11 protein-coding genes are annotated in these 18,620 nt (G+C 54.0%); 4 read left to right on the top strand and 7 right to left on the bottom strand.

All coding sequences use genetic code 11. The features are described from left to right. Nucleotides 1-156 precede the first annotated feature (156 nt). Both B036_RS0112730 and B036_RS32070 read right to left on the bottom strand, forming a co-directional pair. Complete coding sequence (locus B036_RS0112730) at nt 157-1,788, bottom strand: Ig-like domain-containing protein (protein ID WP_020569105.1); 1,632 nt, start codon at nt 1,786-1,788, stop codon at nt 157-159. Nucleotides 1,789-1,860: 72 nt separating this feature from the next. Continuing rightward, nucleotides 1,861-3,486 carry a lectin-like domain-containing protein gene (locus tag B036_RS32070; protein WP_020569106.1) on the bottom strand — a complete coding sequence of 542 codons (1,626 nt, stop codon included), beginning with the start codon at nt 3,484-3,486 and terminating at the stop codon, nt 1,861-1,863. 188 nt (nt 3,487-3,674) lie between these two features. Here B036_RS32070 and B036_RS29200 point away from each other — a divergent pair, with 188 nt between their 5' ends. Beyond that, entirely contained in the window at nt 3,675-4,541 is an 867-nt protein-coding gene (locus B036_RS29200; protein ID WP_044102626.1) for a DUF2911 domain-containing protein, read from the top strand. 113 nt (nt 4,542-4,654) lie between these two features. Here the strand turns inward: B036_RS29200 and B036_RS0112745 are convergent, their stop codons facing one another. The 3 genes from B036_RS0112745 to B036_RS0112760 form a co-directional block, all read right to left on the bottom strand. Next, nucleotides 4,655-7,912 (bottom strand): S41 family peptidase, encoded by a 3,258-nt coding sequence (locus tag B036_RS0112745; protein ID WP_044102627.1) that lies wholly within the window; start codon nt 7,910-7,912, stop codon nt 4,655-4,657. Between the two features lie 368 nt (nt 7,913-8,280). After that, nucleotides 8,281-10,269, bottom strand: a complete 1,989-nt coding sequence (locus B036_RS0112755; RefSeq protein WP_020569110.1) for a glycosyl hydrolase family 28-related protein — start codon at nt 10,267-10,269, stop codon at nt 8,281-8,283. 134 nt (nt 10,270-10,403) lie between these two features. Then, nucleotides 10,404-10,664: a GlsB/YeaQ/YmgE family stress response membrane protein gene (locus B036_RS0112760; protein ID WP_020569111.1), complete on the bottom strand. Its 261-nt coding sequence runs from the start codon at nt 10,662-10,664 to the stop codon at nt 10,404-10,406. 139 nt (nt 10,665-10,803) lie between these two features. On the opposite strand from B036_RS0112760, the gene B036_RS0112765 reads away from it, so the two are divergent. Together B036_RS0112765 and mltG are read left to right on the top strand one after the other, a co-directional pair. Continuing rightward, nucleotides 10,804-11,691, top strand: coding sequence for a dienelactone hydrolase family protein (locus B036_RS0112765; RefSeq protein ID WP_026231941.1), 888 nt, complete (start codon nt 10,804-10,806; stop codon nt 11,689-11,691). An 85-nt stretch (nt 11,692-11,776) separates the two neighbouring features. Then, nucleotides 11,777-12,820, top strand: coding sequence for an endolytic transglycosylase MltG (gene mltG / locus B036_RS0112770; protein ID WP_020569113.1), 1,044 nt, complete (start codon nt 11,777-11,779; stop codon nt 12,818-12,820). Between the two features lie 207 nt (nt 12,821-13,027). On the opposite strand, the gene B036_RS0112775 is transcribed toward mltG, so the two are convergent. Next, a complete protein-coding gene (locus tag B036_RS0112775; protein ID WP_020569114.1) occupies nt 13,028-15,091 on the bottom strand; it encodes a M48 family metallopeptidase in 2,064 nt (687 codons plus the stop codon). Nucleotides 15,092-15,347: 256 nt separating this feature from the next. Between B036_RS0112775 and B036_RS0112780 the strand changes: the two genes are divergently transcribed. Next, entirely contained in the window at nt 15,348-17,042 is a 1,695-nt protein-coding gene (locus tag B036_RS0112780) for a DUF885 domain-containing protein (RefSeq protein WP_026231942.1), read from the top strand. A 17-nt stretch (nt 17,043-17,059) separates the two neighbouring features. On the opposite strand, the gene B036_RS0112785 is transcribed toward B036_RS0112780, so the two are convergent. Further along, nucleotides 17,060-18,445 carry a Gfo/Idh/MocA family oxidoreductase gene (locus tag B036_RS0112785; protein ID WP_020569116.1) on the bottom strand — a complete coding sequence of 462 codons (1,386 nt, stop codon included), beginning with the start codon at nt 18,443-18,445 and terminating at the stop codon, nt 17,060-17,062. Nucleotides 18,446-18,620 lie beyond the last annotated feature (175 nt).

Below are 18,620 nucleotides of genomic sequence, written 5' to 3' on the forward strand. Positions count from 1 at the left end.
CAAGGGGACAAAAATCAATCGTTTACATAACAAAGTAGGGGAAGAAAAGTATAGCGATCTGGGCGGGGCCGCAGGTGCAATGGGATAAGTTGAAGGCAGGGTGGGGCCATGGCCAGGGCCCGGAGTTGGGGCTTCCTTGTGTAGGGATGTCCTTACCTATTCCAACCGAATCTCCTCTTCTACTTCCCAGTTGGCGCGCAGCGCCTCCAGCTCGAACCTCCGGACCTCCTCGGGCTGTCGCCCGAGCCGGAAGTCTCCTCCATCATAGCGACGGTTGCGCTTGGTGTCGTAGATCATCTCCGCCCGGTAGGTGGCGGGTTTCAGGCCCCGGTAGACCACCTGGTAGTTGGCCTGTTCATTGATGTAGCGTTCGGTACCAGGTACTACTTTGTCTTTATCTAATAATCGGACGACGTAATTCAGAGTGGTATCGAGGTTACCTATTTTGAGGGTGAGGTTGCCGTATTTCTCGGGAGAGTCCGCGATGAGGGTTTTACGGAGCGTGTCTTCGTTTATTCCACCAACCCAGTCGGTCAGCGCACCAGGGAATATGGAGAGGTCATAACTCGTATTTGCCCGCCAACCAGTGCTGAGACGCAGGGTGCCGGGGTAGAGGGTATCAAGTGCATATTGGTAGGCCCGTGGCGTGGCTAAGGTATCCGCAGTTTCGGTAAGTACGATCAGTGCTGTGTCTACGGCTTCCAGCGGGTGGTTGAACAGGTAGACAAGCCCTTCGACCGGATTCAGGCGACCTGGTGGACCCTGTAGCAGGGTAAGCGGCGTAGCCGGTGGTTCAACGCTACCGGCAAAGACCAGGGTGTCATAGAAGGTGGTGTCCCGACCAAGATAGAGGGTGTCGCGGGCTGGCGAGCGGTAGAACAGTTTGAGGGTGTCCTTGTCGTTGTAGCGGAGGTAGTCCTCCCGGCCAGTGATAATGTCGATGCTGGCAGCGGGTTGGCTCATGTGTATTTTCAACTGGCCGAAGTCCGTAGAATCAACCCCTAAAACTTTCGTTCGCACCGGGACCGGGGAAAGCCGGATGGAACCCACTTCGTTATTGCCATCGGCAACCGTTATGATCGTGTCGATGAAGCCCACCGACAGGGGCTTGAAGGTTCCCGACAGATCAACGAAGTAGTTGGTGGCTCCGGGATTACGGACAAGACCTACGGCGCGGTAGCGGCCGGGGCGAATGTTGTAAACCGTGAACTGCCCCTGCTCATCGGTCTGGGCAAAATAGGTAGGGTTTTCTGTAGTCGTAGCAGTATCGGCAAGGTTGCCGTAGAGGGTGAATGTAGCCTTGTCTAAGGGCTCGCCACTGAATCCCTCTACTAGTGTTCCGGTAACGGAAGCCGAATCGAGGACCGGACCGGTGGCAAAAACGAAGCGAAGGTTTTTAGTTGGGTTGCCCTCGTGCAGGTCCTTGATCGCTGAACCGATATTAACTACGTAAGTTACGCTGTCGCGAAGTTCAAGACCCTTCAGCGGAATGACCAGGCTCCGCCGCCGCAGGTAAGGCTGGTTGTCTTCCCCAAGCTCTAACGGCGGACTAATAATGATCTGATGTTTCTGGTCCTGCTCTACCCACTCGTCGAACGTAAGTACAATCTCCTCCGGCTTGAAGTTCGTCTGAAAATTCGGCGTGGTTTCTTCCACAATGAGCACCGGACCCAGGGTGTCCCGCTCCCCTCCGGTAGGGGAGGAGGGCGTTGCGCAATTTTGGAGCGTAAACAGCTGGGCAAGAAGAACCAGCAGGAAGCCGGCAAGGGCAAGGTAGGATCGCGTCATTTCGAGAGTTGATACGTGGGCGGAGCGAAGCCGTTGTATGGAGGGGGCAAAGGTAACATTGTCTTAACGGTATTACCGCACCACCACCACCGACCCCCTCCGGCTGTCCCGGACCCCATTTCGGAAAGTAGCCTCCAGGTACCAGGCATAATTACCGGGGTTAACGGGTTGCCCGTTCAAGCGCCCGTCCCAACCAAGGTTGGCGGTGTTGGTCGGCAGGTCAACGGCGGAGAATACCTGTTCGCCCCAGCGGTCGAAGATCATCAGCAGGTGAACGATCTCTACATCACCTCCGTCTTGCGGGAAGAAATGATCGTTGATGCCGTCGCCATTGGGCGTAAAGGCGTTGGGAAGAAACACCTTCTGGCAATTGACGAAGTCGACATCGATCTGGTCAAAAATCAAGCCACAGGGGTCATCGACGTAGGCGCGGTAGCGACCGGGACGGGAGATGTAGATGGTATCGAAAGGAATACCATCGCCGACGTCGAGGATCGGCTGGCCGACGTCATTGCCCCTTCGAAGCAGCAGCAGGTCGCCGAGGCAGAGTGAGGTGTCTGGCGGGCCGAGGTCAATGTCTGGAGTAGGTAGGTGGTCAATCGTTACCCGGTCGGATGCTTCGCAGATGATGTCTTGCCGGGTCACCGTGACTTCGTATACCCCAATGTCGGATACGGAAACTACCGGCCCGTTCAGGGCCGGGTCAGACCATTCGTAGATTGCGGTAGGGGTGGTAACATCGAAGGAGAGGAAGTCCTGCGGGCAGATGGTCGTGTCGGCCCCAAGGTCGACGAAAGCACTGTCTCCTGCCACCGTAATTCGGACGGTATCGTAAATTGGAATATCGCAGTCGTCAAAGATTTTGACGGTATAGACGGTTGTCGTGTCGGGCGATGCCTTCACGTTTGGCGCCGTAGGGTCACTGATGCCTTCCGTCGGCGTCCATTCATACCGTGCGCCGCCGAATACATCGAGTAATACCTGACTACCGGGGCACATGGTCACATCTTCCAATTGCCGGAGGAAGGAGTTGAACCGGAAACAGACTTCCTGCCGGTTAAACAGGCCACCGGTGGCGGAGGCAAAACCGTAGAACACGAAAGGGTCACCTCCGAAAATATCATTAACTATATCTCCGGTATACTCCAACCGTAGGCTGCAATTGAAGTAGACCTTTAAGGTCTGGTTGGGCGCATCCCAGGTGACCCGCAGGGGGAGGAACCGACAGGTTTCGATGTTTGGGTTGTTCGGGTCCGCCTGGACCGGGCCGGCGAGGTTATTGGTACCGCCGTGTGTAACCGATCCATTGGACATAATGGCCACGTGGTCAAAAGAAGGATCTGCACGGTTACCGTTCTGGTAGGTATCGAACTCGACGGCCACCGCCGGACTTACGCCCCCGATACCCAGCCCTTCTCCGGCCTGACCAATACTGGCACTTACCGGTTGCAGGCCGAATACGATGCCATCAGCCCCCATTCCATCAGCACATCCGAAAAACATGTCCATGACCAGGTCGAAACTGTTGCGCAGGTCGACTTTTTCGGGGTACCAAATAGAGCCAACGTCGAACATCACCTCGGAAGTCAGCTGGAAGCAACTGTCATTCGTCTGGGTGGCACTTCCGTTTAGGAAGTACTGGCCAGAGAGCGGAGTGCTAAGGAAGAGGAAAACAAAAATGGATAAGAAACGTGGCATTCTGCAAAGGTAGGAGGTGGAACTAATTTTGTGGGATGAGCTTAAAGAATTGGGCGTCGTAACTATTACCCTTTTGGATTTACCCACCGTTTACATCCTTTTACAAGGATTCTTTGGGATGGTATGGAGCAGTGTCCACCTTTGTCAGAGCGTGCGGGCAAGGGGCCTGTCCGATAAAAATCAATTCTATGAGGTGCTACAGATATGCCGGTTTCCTTTTCCTTTTTGGCATACTGCTGTCTGGGGAAGTTATGGCCCAGATCCCTTCCTTTAGTCCACTTGGTAAAATCCAGCAGGAGGTCGGAAATACCACCGTCGAAGTAGAATATGAGCGCCCGCTGGCCAGAGGCAGGGAAATCTATGGAGGCTTAGTGCCCTGGGATAAGGTCTGGCGCACCGGAGCGGGATACTGCACTAAGTTGCGTTTCAGCAAAGCAGTAATGGTAGGCGACCAACCCGTTCCCGCCGGCAGATATTCCCTCCTTTCCATTCCGGGTAAGAAAGAATGGATGATCATACTGAATAAGGATACCTCCTTGTACAGTGGCCATAATCATGACCCGGAAAAGGACGTAGCGCGTTTCCGCGTTAGGCCCACCACCACCTCACGGCACTACGAAGCCCTTACCATTGACCTGGACCTCGAAGGGGAGAACGCCAGGCTATACATCTCCTGGACGGACACCCAGCTCAGTTTTCCGATCAACACTTCCACCGAAGCAGAGACCATGGCGTTTATCGACGGCCTTTTTACCCGGCCTTTAAGCGACACCCTAAATTACACTTTCGCTGCGGAGTATTTGTTCTTCGGCCGTAAAGACTTGCAAAAGGCACTCAAGCTGACGGAGCTCGATTTACAAGCCGGAAACGGGGGCTATGTCCATAGACTGCGCATGGAGTTGTTTGAATACCTGGGGCATAAAGACAAGGCAGTGGAAGAAGTTCGCCGGGCGGTCAGATTCCGGAAGGCACATCCGCTGGATGCGGAGAACCAGGCCTGGGATTTACGGGAATGGGCAATGCATGAGAAGCGGCTGTTGGGTGCTTTGGAGTAGGCTCTTTGCGGTCAACAAGCTACATGCTGGGAGATGGGTAAGGGTGGGGCTCGTCCCCGCCCGATCAGCAATATTTTCGCCTAACGGGCGGGGGCAGGCCCCGTACCTGCTGCCTAATACCCGGACGATCCCCGTTTCTCAAACGGTGGCCGTTTGGGCGTTTCCACTGGATTAGCTTTCAGCGATTTCATGATTTCCATAATAGCCCGTTCCAGTTGTGGGTCTTTACCGGCCATTACTTCGGCGGGGTATTGCTCCACCTCAATGTCGGGGGCAACGCCCTCGTTTTCGACGCGGTACCCGTCTTTGTCCCAGAAACCGACGTTGGGGGCGGTAACCGATCCACCATCAATGAATTCGGGGTAACCGAGTACCCCGACCAGGCCGCCCCAGGTCCGCTTACCGATGATGGTGCCGAGGTTGTTCTTCCGCCAGAGGTAGGGGAAGAGGTCTCCGCCGGAGCCGGCAGTCTCGTCCGTCAGCAGCACCTTGGGGCCCTGGATGGAGGCAACGGGCGCATGCTGGTCTGCGCCGTAGCGGTAAGTCCAGCTGTTCTGGTAGGGACGCATCAGGTGTTCGATGTAGTAATCGGCGATCTGGCCACCGCCGTTGAAGCGTTCGTCGACGATGATCGCCTTCTTATTCACCTGCGGAAAGAAGTATCGCTTGAAGTATTGGAAGCCGCCGCCTCCAGTGTTGGGGACGTACACGTAAGCCACCTGGCCATTAGTTGCTTCATCCACTTTTTTGATGTTTCCTTCCACCCAGTCCCGGTTTCGGAGACCGTATTCGTTGCTGACCGGGGTCACCGTGACCATCCGGGCGTCGCTACCGTCCGCATTGGGGCCAACTTTCAGCTCCACCAGCCGGTCCGCTTTTTCTTCGAAGAAACGGTAGAGGTTATCTGAACCTGTGACGTTTTCGCCGTCGACCTCCAGCAGGTATTCTCCCTCTTTTACGTTGACACCGGGCTCGGTGAGGGGGGAGCGCAGGTCCCCGTTCCAGTTCAGTCCGCCGTAGATCTTCTCGAAGCGGTACCGGCCGTTGGCTACTGCGTAATCAGCGCCCAGCAGTCCACCACCCACACGGTCGGGATTGTTGAGCTGGGTGCCCCGGCTACCAAAGCGGTGGTGGCCAACGCCGAGCTCAGAGCCCATCCATTCCATGACGCGGTAGAGGTCCGGCCGGGTTTTAACCTGAGGCAGGAACACCTCGTATTTTTTCTTCATGGCCGCCCAGTCTACACCGTGCATACCCGGATCGTAGAAGTAGTCCCGGTTAACGCGCCACATTTCGTTGAAGATGTTCCGGAATTCGACGAGGGGTTCAATCCTGACCTTCATGCCGTAGCTGTCGGCAGATTTCAGGTCCTTAGCGGTAGGGTTGTTGATGTCGGTAACGGCCCACTGACCACGGCTGCCGACAAAGAGGTGCTTACCATCTCCCGTGACCTCAAACCAGGAAGCCGGCATGAATTCCTTGTCTTCCCGGTCCTCCAGGGAGTAACGGTGGAGGGTCGAACCTTCATCATTGCTGGAGATGTAAAGCAGTTCTCCGTCCTTGGCAGATTCCAGGTTGGAATAATTACCGTTGCCGATCGGCAGGTGGACAATCCGGGTTTCCAGGCCGTCGAAATCGATGCGGAGGGTTTCTTCTTCGTCCTCTTCTTTGCTATCGTCAGTTTCTTTTTCTGCACCTGCGTCCTCGCCCTTATCCTCCTCGTCCTCTTCGGAAATTTCTTCGAGGTCATTGCGGCGGATGAGCGGAGAAACCTCGTCGTTCTGCAAGGTCAGCAGGTATATGTCGTTCGTGATCCGCATGTCGTTGCTCGACTGCTGGAACCAGTTGATGACCGGCCCCGCATCGGTAGAAGCAGAGAGGTAAAGGTATTTCCCGGAAGCGTCAAAAGTGGGGTCGGTAACGTTGGCCAGGGGGTCTGAAACGGCTTTGTTCTCTCCCGTAGACAGGTTGTGAATGTAGGCACGTTCGAAGTTCGTATTCGTAATTTTAGCGTACGCCAGCCATTTGCTATCCTTCGACCAAGAGCCGAATAAGTCGCGGTAATCTCCCGGAAAATAGATATCGTCGGTATCGACTTTGCTCACCTTTCCAGAGGCTACGTCGAGCACGTAAAGGGACCGTCCGTTGTCGACAAAGGCAATCTTCTTGCTGTCAGGAGACCAGTGAGGGAAGCCATAGAAACCCGAGCCATTGAGGGCGATCGGACGTGCCTTTTTAGTTTTATTGTCGTAAAGGTGGAGGGCGTATTCGCCTGATGCATCGGAGAAAAAGGCGATGGTTTTACCGTCGGGACTCCAGCGTGGGTGCGTTTCGTGGACGCCGGGCGTGTTACTCACGTTGAACACATCACCGTTTTCAACGGGTGCGGTGAGCACTTCGCCACGGAAGTCGGCTACGATACGCTTACCGGAAGGAGAGGCGCCTGCGTTTCGGACGTTCCTGCCGCCGGAAACCCAGTAGGGGCGGACGTCGAGAATATCAGCTTTAACGTCGATGTTCAACTGCTGGTGCTTGCCGGTGGCGGGGTCAAAAACGTGCAGGTAGCCCGCCTGCTCGAAGATGAGCTTGCCGGCACCGGCCCGGATATTAAGGACCGGAAAATCCTTGAACCTGGTAAGTTGTTTTACGGCCTTGGTGGCGGGGTCGTATTCAAAGAGGTTGAACTCCTTGTTGCGGTCACTCATGAAGTACACTTTTCCTTTGATCCACTGGGGCTGGGTATCGTTGCTGCCGCCTTCGGGTTTAGGAATTTCGACCACCGAATTGTCCGCCAGGTTCATCACCCAGATACGGGCGATGGTGCCGCCACGGTAGTTTTTCCACATCGAGAAGCGGTCGCCTAAAGGGGTGTAAGCCAGGTATTTTCCATCGGCGGAGTAAGTGGCGTGGTTGATGGTCGGAATGTCTAGTGGCGTTGCCACACCCCCGTTCAGGCCAATGGTGAAGGCCTGGTTAAAGCGGTTGGTGAAGGCTTCCCGCCGGGAGGAAAAGAGAATATTTTTACCGTCGGGCGTGAAGTCGCGGACAGCGTCTTGCCCGGGGTGCCAGGTCAGTCTTTTGGGAATGCCGCCGGTGGTGGGGACGGTAAAGACATCTTCATTACCGTCATATTCGGCGGTAAAGGCGATGGTTTTTCCGTCGGGGCTGAACACGGGCGCTTCTTCGACGCCATCGTCGATGGTCAGCCGCCGCGGGTTGCTACCGTCGCTATTGGCCACCCAGAGGTCACCGGCGTAGGTGAACGCAATGTGGTCGGCACTCATGGCGGGGTTGGAAAGGAGTCGCGTTTGGGCACTAAGGGAAAAGACACAGCATAATGCGGTGAATAAGAAGAAAAAGCGAAGTCTCATATGGGTTGTTTTGGTTGGGTATACGGAAGATAGGGTATTGTTACTAAAGACACGAATTGAAGCCTTTCGGATGCTGGCACTCCATCTTTTTAAAAAGTTGGACCAGCCGTCTTCTCTAACCTCTTTTTAAAGACGCACCTGATTTTTTAAGGTTGCTTGAGGAAGACTTATTTGGCGCGGGCGCGGGTGCAGGGGAGGGTAGAAGGCTCGGTGCTACTGGCCGTCGGGCAAATTCTTTTAGCCTGGCGAAGCCGGACAGAAGTTTGTCTGATGGCTGGCAGAAGAATCGCTAATATTCAGTACCTCGGTTTGACGAAAATACATTTCTTCTTGAAATCTTTATCCTTTTATCTACAGGAAATTGTTCTCTAACGAACCAACTTAATCACCTGCCTCCCGGCACGCAATACGTACAAGCCGGGTGGCTGCCGACGAAGATCTACGGAGGCCCCCCGCCCCTTACCGATTAGCCGACCTGCTAAAGAATAAACCGCCCATTCCTGCGCTTCGCTTAGGTTGAAATACCCATCTTGTGAGGGGTTCGGGAAAGCCCGGAGGGTAAAGGACTGCCCGGGGATGTTCGGGGTATTTACCGGGTTCATCCGTCGGTCCAACTGGTCGAGGTAGAGGGATTGTGGTCGTAATAAAGCACCGATACCCTTTCCTTCTACCAGGTCAAAGGGCATCGTTCTTAGCCCACCAAAATCGTATCGGAAGGCCGGGTTGTCGCCGCTGATGTCGAGATTCAGCAGGTTCACCGGGTCAGTAGGTTTGTTATTTACACCGGGAGAGTTACCCTGGGTACCCATCACGTAGCCATCGCGGGTTTGCGATGTCCGGATGCCGTAACCATTTGGCGCATCGTTGGCGGTAAAATTCCAGAAGACACTGTGGGCCGTAACGGCATTATGCCCGGGTTGTGTCGCCGAGGCGGACACACCGCGCCGGTGCACGGCGCTGTAGTAGCTGCGGTCTACCGTCATCTGGTCGATCAGGTTGGAGGGGCTGAACCAAAAGTGGAAATCGCTGCCGCTGGAGCCCGTTTTGAAGGGCGCCTGTTCGTTGGCCGTACAAGTACCGGTGTTGCTATCGGTTACCCGATGAAATACGTTGCCGCTCGACCAGATGCGGGCAAGCACGAAACCATGCCGCATGGCCTCGCTACTACAGTTGATCAGCAAACAGTCATTTGATTCAATTCGGAAGCCGTAGCCATTTCCACCACCACCGCCATACTGGCTGAAACGCATGGATACATTGTCCAGTGTTACGCGGCTGCTCATCTCCAGTTTGATACCGTTGGAGAGAATATGGGTGCCGAATATATTGTCGGGGTGCTGGTAGCTATTTACATCACGTACCCAACTGTTTTGAGCCCGTTCGATTTTGATCGCACTGCCTGCATGGAGGTTATAGGCAGGTTTGCCTACCCTGCTATGACCGCTATTGTCAAGCGTGCCATCGCCCTCATGCCAGTCTGACGGAGCGGCAGCGACTATTTCTTTATTCCCGATCGAAAAACCTTCCAGGCCTACTTCTGAGAGCATGTTCGAACGAGAGGCGTAAACCATGGCACCATCACGCATCATGAAGGCGTAGCGGATGGGCGCATCGACTACGATGGCATCGGGGGTAACTTCGGTGACTACTCGGTAGTTCATGAAGCCGTCGAGCCTGTCCTGGAAGTTAAGCCAATCCGGCGCTTCGTTATGGTCCCGGACCCAGCCATCGGTCATTAGCGAGCGAATCAATACTTCGTCTCCGACCGTAAATAGTTCCGGGTTGCTGACGGGAATATTGGTAGTTGGCCCCGTGAGGTCAGTGGTGATGGAAATCCGGTCGGAGACATCCGGAAGTCGATCCCAGTTCCAGCCGCCGTTATCTTCTTCAATGCGAATGATCTGCTTTTGGCGCATCTCCATGGTGGTGTTGTACAGGAAGGTTTGGTCGGTGCCAGCTCCGCGTAGTACCACGTTGTCGGCAGAGATCCACAGCGCTTCGCTCCGATCTTCCGTTACCGAAAGCAGGTAGGTGCCGGCGGGTAGGAATATGACCCCGCCGCCGTCGGTCTGTACTTGATCAATAGCTGCCTGGATGGCGGCGGTCGCGTCTTCCGTACCGGTAGGGTCGGCATTGTACGGAGACATAGTTACGTCCACTATGTTTTCAGTAATGTCCGGGATGGGAATCTCACCCCGGTGGTAGCCAGCGTAGGAGAAATCCTGAATAAAGGAATTGGTGTAGAAGGAGTCGGTGACTGTCGGTGCCGTCCAGGCTTCGGAGTAGAGGCTGCTGCGCCACTCCTGGGCAGAGAGGGAGGCGGTGAATAGAAAGAATAGAAATAGGACTGGCTTCATGACACAGATGTTGAAGGAATTGATTACTGTGTCAAATGTACATGGAAAAAAATTACCTGACGAAGCATTAGCCTAATAAGGGCGCGGCCGCAGGTGCAAATAAAGGCAGAAAAGCAGGGAAGGGGCTTCCGGGATCAGGCCCGCTTCCGGCCCTTAAACCGATAGTAAATGAACAAGCAGAGAACTGCTCCGCCGGTAGCGATAAGGATGGACCAAAGATCGAGCCCCGTAGCATCTCCGAGTCCCAATAAGGTACTTATCACGCCACCAACCCCGGCTCCGACAATACCCAGTACCATGGTCATGAACCAACCGCCGCCTTCTTCACCCGGGTGAAGCAATTTAGCGAGATAGCCTGCAATCAGGCCAAGAATGATCCAGGAAAGAATACCCATCGGTGCTTATTTTATCGTGAAAAGTGATCGCCAAAGGTAAGGAACTCCTTCAAGGTTTGGTAAGTAACTTCCGAACGGCTTATCTTATGCCTTAGTTGATCACTTCGTTCAGAAGGTGATCGTTTTACCAAATATGGATATGCCAAAAATTGATAAATCTACTATTCATCAGGATGTTTTCGACCTGTACGACAAATACGCCCACAACCAGTTGGATCGCCGGGAATTCGTGGGCAAACTATCTGCTTATGCGGTAGGTGGCCTTACGGTTACTGGCCTGTTGGATTATTTAATGCCCAAGTACGAAACGAAGGTTCAGGTAACGGCCGATGACCCTCGGCTGGATGCGGATACGATCGAATACACCACCCCGGAGAGCGGGATCACGATGCGGGGTCTGCTGACGCGGCCGGTAGGCGCGAAGGAAAAACTGCCCGGCATCATCGTTGTACACGAAAACCGTGGCCTTAATCCACACATCGAAGATGTGGCCCGCCGCGCGGGCACGGCCAACTTCATCGCCCTGGCCCCCGATGCCCTAACCCCACTAGGCGGTTATCCCGGTACCGACGATGAGGGCCGAACCTTACAACGACAGCGGGACGGGGAGGAGATGCTCAATGATTTTGTCGCTGCCTACGAGTTCCTGCGCCACCACCCGGAATGTACGGGTAAGGTCGGCGTGGTCGGCTTCTGCTTCGGTGGCTCCATCTCTAATAAAATGGCGGTACGATTGCCCGACTTAGGCGCAGCCGTACCCTTCTACGGCGGGCAACCGGAAACTGCAGATGTCCCGAAGATTCACGCACCGCTCTTACTTCAATACGCGGAGCTGGATGAACGGGTAAATAAAGGGTGGCCCGAGTACGAAGCTGCGCTGAAAGCCAACGGAAAGAAGTATACGGCTCACATGTACCCCGGGGTAAACCACGGTTTTCACAACGATACCACCCCCCGGTATGACGAAGCAGCTGCCAAGCTAGCCTGGGAAAGGACAATCGCGTTTTTTAACGAGCATTTACGGTAAAGAGCGTGGCATTTTAATCCGTCATTTTTATCGCCAGGTTGAACTGCTGACTTCTAAATTCGTTTTTTGCTAAAACGTTTAGTCTATGAAGTTCCCCCGCCGGTTATTGGCACTGTTGTTATTTGTTGCCTTGATACCTGGAGGCTTTGCTTTTTGGATGTACAACGCGTTGCATAGTCCCGTTGGCCACAGTAACGCTTCAGATTACATTACGATTGAGCAGGGCGTAGGGTCCAACCGTATTCTGCAAATACTGGAGCAGAACAAGGTGATTCAGGCACCATTGGCCACCAAGTTGTACCTGCGGTTTTTTGATCAGGGAACCAAGCTCCAGGCTGGGGATTATTTGTTTCCTTCGCCCATAAGCCCATTGGAGGTCCTTAGTAAACTAAAGGACGGGAAGAAGCGTACGAAGACACTGACCATTCCCGAAGGCTGGACCCGCTTCGAGATCGCTAAACGCCTGGTGGCGCAGTTTCCCGTAGAACCACCAGTAACGGAGAAAGAGGTACTGGCCATGATGGACGACGTTAGTCTTATCAAAGACATAGCACCGAAGGCGAAAAACCTTGAAGGTTACCTCTATCCTACAACTTATGAGGTTGAGCTGGGGGCGCATCCTAAGTCGGTCATCGTTAAGATGGTCAATCAGTTCAAGGCCGTCTGGGATCCTGCCTGGGATGAGCAGGCACGGAAAATCGGTAAAAGCAAGCACGAAATAGTCACGATCGCCAGTCTCATCGAAAACGAATCTAAGGTAGATGTCGAAAGGGCTTTAGTGGCTTCAGTAATAAATAACCGACTCGAAAAAGGTATTAAGCTGGGGATCGACGCAACGAACGTTTACATCGCAAAACTCCTCAACCGCTGGGACGGCATCATCCATAAAAGTGACGTTGAGGTAGACCATCCTTACAATACCAGGAAAATCTATGGCTTGCCTCCAGGGCCCATCAGTTCGGCCAGTAAGTCTGCCTTTGAAGCTGCGCTGAAACCTGCGAAAACGGACTTCGTCTACTACGTGCTCAACGTTGAAAAGGGAGACGGCTCTCATCATTTTTACGCTACCGCGGAGGGATTCGAAATAGGAAAAGCAGCCTACCAGCGTTGGTTGGCTAAGCAGCGGTAGGTAGTGGTTTAGGACTTGAGAGACGACAGCTTACTGATCGAGTGATGTTAGCGGGTGTCGTGTAGCGACTACCCATGAGTTGCCTGGGACCAGGAGGAACAACGCAGTCCCTAGCGCTTCGAGTCGTGTAAAGTAAATTGTATATCCGTTACCCCAGGCTTCGGCCAGAGCAACCAATGCATATCCGCTACGTGAAATCAGGCCAGGTTAGGCTGGCCCCTCAGCTCCGCCTTCAAACAAGCCAGCCAGCAAGTCCATCAGCCTCCGTTTGGCCCGCCAATAGCCTGAGTTCAGCAGGAATTCAAGGTGTTCAACGTTAGCGAAAAGCAGCCCAATTGCTACGTCGTCATATCTGTCGTAACGAAAGTAGTTCCATTCTTTACGCATGAATTTCTCCGTGTCGGCCAGTAATAAAGGATTGGCGGCGGCGGAGAAGTCAGGGTGTTTGAGCGCTAGTTCCAGGGCTTCCCGGAAATCAGATTCACAAGACTTAAAAAGGATCATCCGATGCTTAATGGCATCAACCTGCAAGGTTTCCTGCATGAACATGGACGCATTCCGCATGGACTGTGCCGCCTCATTAAATTTATCAAATAACTCATCACAACTGCGAAAACGGTCAAGCTCTTGCTGAAGGCCGGTTTCCGATCCAAGCTGTCGGGCTTTGGCGAATGCCCGGGCAATTACCTCCCGGTCGTGGCTTTCTACCTGCTCCCGCAACTCAATGAGGCTTGCGTTAAGCGAAACAGCCAATTTTCGGGCCTCGCGTCGCTTGTACTTTTTACCGTCGTAATCGAAAGTTTTCAGATCGATCTGCTTGTCCTTGATCGCATCAAGGAGTTGGAGGTCATGCTGTAGTACGGTAAGGGAATTGATGACCTCTACGGCGTCGTCAGAAAAAAGATTGTCAGAAGTAAGGGGAACGTCCGGCCCTTGGTCCGTCAACAGGTTATGGTTATCGTAATAGCCGTTAAACACGTTTGGTAAGAGATTGTCTTCTTCCTTGCTCAGGAGGAGTTCGCGTGAAATGTCCTCTTCCTGATTCGTACAGTTTGCGATGTCGTGGAAAACCGCCGTCATCTGGTGAGAAAACTGTTGCTGACGGGCAACCCGGTCGCTCAGGAGTTCATTGGCAACAATGCTGGATGGTATGACAGGGTCATCGGATAGCAGTCCCAGTTGGGTGATCCTGTCCTCGATTTCCGGATGCGATGCCCATTGCCTGCCCGCTTCAATTTTGGATTTGAGGTAGCGCGTGCTGTGCTCGCCGGAAACCTCGGGAAGTCCGTCAATCAGTGTCAGCCCGTCTCGCCGGGCCGTATCTTCCAACAAACAGGTTTGTAAGCTGTAGATATTCCCTACCCGGAACTTCTCGGCCAGCTGAGATGCCGTAAAGCCAACGGCTTTATTATAGCAGGCATCGGCAAGTTCTATGCGACGTAATCCGCTGGCCAGCGCATGGCCACCTCCGAGGGAGGCGGCAACGGCATCGGCGTGGTATTCCATTTCCCGGCTAAGCCCCATATAACTGAGGTTAACCAGGCCGTACATTTTAGCCAGTAGCCAACGGGTAGCCTGTACGGCATAAATAGACACCATGGCAAAGGGGTAAACGTAGATGCTTGAGGTGGCAATGTTGTGCGCGGTAGTGGTGAAATGCTCGTCGTCGTTTACCAGTTGGAAGATGACGTAGTTTACGTTGTAGACATAGCTGCCTACCGCCATTGATCTTTGCGAAAAGTGCCCGAACTCGTGAGCAATTACTGCGCGTAATTCATCCTCGCGCAAACTGTTGATCAGACCCATTCCTATCCGCAGGTTTTTCCGAACCGGAAAGAACATGCTCCAGAAGCTGGAATTATAAGTAACGCTGGCATTTACCTCCGGACCAAGGAAAACTTTACGGGGAGGTTTGACGCCTAATCGACCGACGATCTCATCGATCATGGCAAACAAGTGCGGCTCTTGCTGGCGGGTGATCTCGATGTCACCGGAGTTGTCAGTAACACTCCGGTGAAACATGAATTTCAACATGAAATAGACAAATAAGCCCGCTGCGGCAAGCATTCCCAGGCCGGCAATAATGGTGATTATGTGCGGGAAAACCAGGAAGAGTGCTAATCCTCCTACTCCGGCGAGGTAAACCGAACTAAGCGCTACAGCAAGTAATACCAAGTAGACCAACACAAAGAGTGCAATGGCGAGCACGGACCGGATGGCTTGGTTCCGGAATTGCGGAGAGACGGTTACTAGGGGAGTTTCTGGTGTCATCGGTTAATAGTATTCCTACCCAAATATAGGGTTTTAACCGTCCGGTAAGTTGCACTCACTGCTCTTTTAATCCCGTCTCTGCACCTGCGGCCCCGCCCCTTATTAGTCTGGTAGTCTATTAGTCTGGTAATACTGCCGCACTTGGATGTTCACAACGCTGGGGAGGCAATGCTTCCGGAACCCGACAACCCGACAACCCGACAACTTGACAACCGACAACCCGAGTACCTATCTTTAGGCAGACTAATCCTACCCGATGCGTAAAATCTATCTAATCTGTTGCTGCTCCTTTTTTCTTTTCGCCAGCCTTGTGGCCCAAACGTCATCGACGGACTCCTTGCAGCTCGCCAAAGTGATGGAAGAGTATGGAGCCTGGGATCCGTACCCCCACGGTCAGCCCTGGCGAACCACCAGAGGCCGGTCCATAAAAACGGAGGCGGAAGACCTCCGAAGCCTGCGCGCCCGGGTTCCCGCCTCGGATAGGCTTTCGGGCACCCAACGGATCAATCGTGACCTGCTGCTGCACGTGCTTGACGATAATATATACCAGCGCGAATTCGGTGCGCACCGCTTTCCCCTCGACGCAGAAGGCGGCTTTCTCACGTCCGTTGTGTACCGCATCCTTGGCCAGCGGGTGAACTCTTACGAGAGCTTCACGCACTATCAGGAAATGGTGAAAGGCCTGGGAGATTACTTTGAGGACCAGATAAAGGTGATGCGTGAAGGGCTGAAAGCCGGTAAAACGGATCCCCGGCTGGTGGTGAATAACTGTATTGGCCAGATCGAAAGACAGTTGGCCACTCCGGTTCTGGAGAGCATTTTTTTGCAGCCGGTGCGTGATGATGAGGCGCGGACGCAGGTGCTGAAAAAGGTAGTGGAGCAAGAAACCTATGCCCATTACCGGAACCTTCGGGATTTTCTGAAGAACGAATACTTACCCAAACTTCGGCCCGGCATCGGTATTTCCGAAATCACCGATGGTAAAGCCTACTACCAGCAGCGGATCCGCTACTTTACGACTGATGACGTAAGCCCCGAGGAGGTCTTCGCCACCGGCCAGCGAGAGGTCGCCCGTATCCGCACTGAGATGGAAGCCATCATCGAACGCACCGGCTTCGAAGGTTCCTTTGCTGAATTTCTGACCTTCCTTCGGACCGACGAACAGTTCTACCCCAAAACACCGGAAGAATTGCTCCGCCACGCCGCCTGGATCACCAAACGAATGGAAGGAAAGCTGCCACAGTACTTCAATAAGCTGCCCCGAATGCCGCTGACGGTGGCTCCGGTACCAGACGCTTTGGCGCCCACCTATACCACCGGTCGTTATTCTCCGGGGTCCTACCAGGGGCGGAAGGCCGGAGCCTTTTGGGTTAATACTTATGACCTGCCCAGCCGGCCGCTCTACGTGTTGCCTGCCCTGGCCCTGCACGAGGGGGTACCCGGCCACCATACTCAAATGATGCTGGCCGCCGAAATGGAAGGCCTGCCGGCCTTCCGCAACAACCTTTACCTTTCGGCCTTCGGAGAAGGCTGGGCGCTGTACTGCGAGTACCTCGGCAAAGAGGCTGGCATCTACGAAACGGAGTACGAGGAGTTCGGTGCCCTGGTTTACGAGATGTGGCGCGCCTGCCGCCTGGTAGTTGACCCGGGGATGCACTACTTCGGCTGGAGTCGGGAAAAAGCTGTTGATTTCCTTAGCTCGAACACCGCCCTGTCCCTTCACGAAGTAAACACGGAGATCGACCGCTACATCGGCTGGCCGGGACAGGCCGTGTCCTATAAAATGGGGGAACTGAAAATTCGGGAACTCCGTTTAATGGTCGAAGCTGAATTAGGGGATACTTTTGACCTTCCAGAATTTCACGACTTGGTGCTTGCTAACGGTGCCGTTACGATGCGGGGGTTGGAGGATTTGGTGGAGGAGTGGATTATGGCCAAAATGGAAGACTAAGCTTAAACCTCTGGCACTTAAACTTTAACCAACTCATCCAACCGAACTGCCCGCCCCTCGGCAATACTCTTCCGGGCGGCAATACCGATCAGAATAGATAACGCGCCGTCGCGGGTACCAGCCATGTGGCTGAGCGGATCGGCAGCATCGGGGTTGACGAAAAGGTAATCCAGCATCCGCTTATCTCCGCCGCCGTGGCCGTAGCGGTATTTGGGGACTTTTACGCGCTCGAAGTCAGGGTTGAAATTGTCGTGAACGATGATCTCGTGGAATTCGGTGGGTACCTCCTCCTTACCGAAGCTCATTTCGTTGGCGTGTAATTCTTCCTGTTCGGCGGTGGTATACTTTCCACGCTGGTAGGGGATGTCTTCCCAGGTATCAATCCGTCCTTCATGGCCGTTGAAACCAATGCGGTAACCCTCGTAGGGAGAATAGGTAGTGAGGGAATAGTTGACCAGGACGCCGTTGTCGTAAAGGATCTGGGCACTCATTTTGTCCCAGATGTCGATGTCTTCGCGGAATACGCAGGAGTCCCGGATATAGCCGTCATGTTGCTCATTGTCGACGTAGAGGCGCATTGCTTTTTTGTCTTTGGTAATGTCCCAGTAGTAAGGACACTCTTTCTTGTGCGCGCAGGTCCGGCAGCTGTCTCCACGCATGTTTCCATTTTTGCCGTAATGCTCCAGCGCCCCGTAGGCGGTCACTTGTACGGGCGTAGCGTCGAGCCACCAGTTCAGGAGGTCAAAGTGGTGGGTGGCCTTGTGCACCCAGAGTGATCCACCATTTTCGACGTAGCCGTGCCACCGCCGGAAATAGCTGGCGCCGTGGTAGACGTTGAGGTACCAGTGAAAGTCTACGCTGGTAATTTTACCCACCCGCTGATCATGCAACAGTTGTTTCACAGCCGTATTGTGTGGGCTGTGGCGGTAGTTGAAGGTGACCAGAACTTCTTTGCCCGTGCGCTTTTGGGTATCGAGAATGGCCTGACATTTATCGGCATCCGTAGTCATTGGTTTTTCGGTAATTACGTGGGCACCGGCTTCCATGGCCTTGACGATGAAGATGTCGTGGGTACTGTCCATCGTGGTCACAATCACCCACTCGGGTTTTGTGGTGCGCATCATCTCGTCGAAATCGGCATAAGTGGGACAGTCGGCCGCCATGTAGTCTTTTACGTAGGCCAGGCGTCCGGCGTTCTTGTCGCAAAGGCCAACGAAGTCAACTTCTTCGGCGTAATTGTCCACCAGGTTCTTTCCCCATAAGCTGGAACCCCTGATGCCGGTTCCTACCAGCGCTACCCGTTTGCGTTTGCCGTTTTTCCACCGGGCAAAGGCACTGGCCTGGCCGGAGGCCAGCATGGCGGAAAAAAGGGCGGAGTTTTGGAGGAATTTACGGCGTTGCATGGGCGGGGCTTGTGGAGTACTGGCTTAAGGTACTGCTTTGCTGGATTATTGAGATGGTTGAGCGAGCGCCAGCGTGGATTACAAATTGGATTTAGGGCTTGTTCCCCGGCACTCGTACCGGTCCCATCATATCAACCGGCACAAGTGCCGGGGAACCAAAGCTGCCCACCGTCCC

The sequence above is a fragment of the Neolewinella persica DSM 23188 genome, assembly GCF_000373105.1.
Lineage (GTDB): Bacteria > Bacteroidota > Bacteroidia > Chitinophagales > Saprospiraceae > Neolewinella > Neolewinella persica.

What these genes read in the sequence shown, in the direction of transcription:
- B036_RS0112745 (WP_044102627.1), bottom strand. Translation starts at nt 7,912, where the DNA reads ATGAGACTTCGCTTTTTCTTCTTATTCACCGCATTATGCTGTGTCTTT.
- B036_RS32070 (WP_020569106.1), bottom strand. Translation starts at nt 3,486, where the DNA reads ATGCCACGTTTCTTATCCATTTTTGTTTTCCTCTTCCTTAGCACTCCG.
- B036_RS0112730 (WP_020569105.1), bottom strand. Translation starts at nt 1,788, where the DNA reads ATGACGCGATCCTACCTTGCCCTTGCCGGCTTCCTGCTGGTTCTTCTT.
- B036_RS0112785 (WP_020569116.1), bottom strand. Translation starts at nt 18,445, where the DNA reads ATGCAACGCCGTAAATTCCTCCAAAACTCCGCCCTTTTTTCCGCCATG.
- mltG (WP_020569113.1), top strand. Translation starts at nt 11,777, where the DNA reads ATGAAGTTCCCCCGCCGGTTATTGGCACTGTTGTTATTTGTTGCCTTG.
- B036_RS0112765 (WP_026231941.1), top strand. Translation starts at nt 10,804, where the DNA reads ATGCCAAAAATTGATAAATCTACTATTCATCAGGATGTTTTCGACCTG.
- B036_RS0112775 (WP_020569114.1), bottom strand. Translation starts at nt 15,091, where the DNA reads ATGACACCAGAAACTCCCCTAGTAACCGTCTCTCCGCAATTCCGGAAC.
- B036_RS29200 (WP_044102626.1), top strand. Translation starts at nt 3,675, where the DNA reads ATGAGGTGCTACAGATATGCCGGTTTCCTTTTCCTTTTTGGCATACTG.
- B036_RS0112760 (WP_020569111.1), bottom strand. Translation starts at nt 10,664, where the DNA reads ATGGGTATTCTTTCCTGGATCATTCTTGGCCTGATTGCAGGCTATCTC.
- B036_RS0112755 (WP_020569110.1), bottom strand. Translation starts at nt 10,269, where the DNA reads ATGAAGCCAGTCCTATTTCTATTCTTTCTATTCACCGCCTCCCTCTCT.
- B036_RS0112780 (WP_026231942.1), top strand. Translation starts at nt 15,348, where the DNA reads ATGCGTAAAATCTATCTAATCTGTTGCTGCTCCTTTTTTCTTTTCGCC.